The organism is Bradyrhizobium sp. NBAIM08, from assembly GCF_020193935.1.
GTDB lineage: Bacteria > Pseudomonadota > Alphaproteobacteria > Rhizobiales > Xanthobacteraceae > Bradyrhizobium > Bradyrhizobium yuanmingense.
Genome location: NZ_JADYVR010000520.1, coordinates 1 through 433, shown reverse-complemented (window position 1 = coordinate 433; position 433 = coordinate 1). Strand labels below are relative to the sequence as shown.

The 433-nt window shown below is 44.3% G+C and carries 1 protein-coding gene; it reads right to left on the bottom strand.

The annotated features are described in order from the left end of the window. The coding region (fadM, locus tag I6F37_RS40745) for a long-chain acyl-CoA thioesterase FadM (protein ID WP_140240307.1) at positions 1 to 325 on the bottom strand (325 nt) is incomplete at its 3' end. Positions 326 to 433 lie beyond the last annotated feature (108 nt).

Below are 433 nucleotides of genomic sequence, written 5' to 3'. Positions count from 1 at the left end.
TACAAACAAACGTAATAAGCGCATCCGCTACCACCTGCCCTTCCGGCTCCAGTGTAATGACCTGGCTTAAGATGCCGCTTTTACCGTTTAATTGCTGCAACTGACTGGTAATAGTTAACAGGTCACTTAATACCGCTGGGCGACGATAGTTAATATTGATATTGACCACGACGAAGGCGATGTTATGGGCCGTCATCCACTGAAAACTGTCGCTATTTTCCAACCCATCCCAGCGGGCTTCTTCGAGAAATTCAAGGTAGCGGGCGTTGTTGACGTGCTGGTAAACGTCGAGATGATATCCACGAACTTTGATTTGTGTTTGCATAGCGCAATAACCTTACGTTGTTGTTATAAGTACAGAGGTCATAACTGGTATGACCTCTTCAGTCTGGCAAAAAATTGCCACTATGCAAATTAATTACAGGGTTAATAC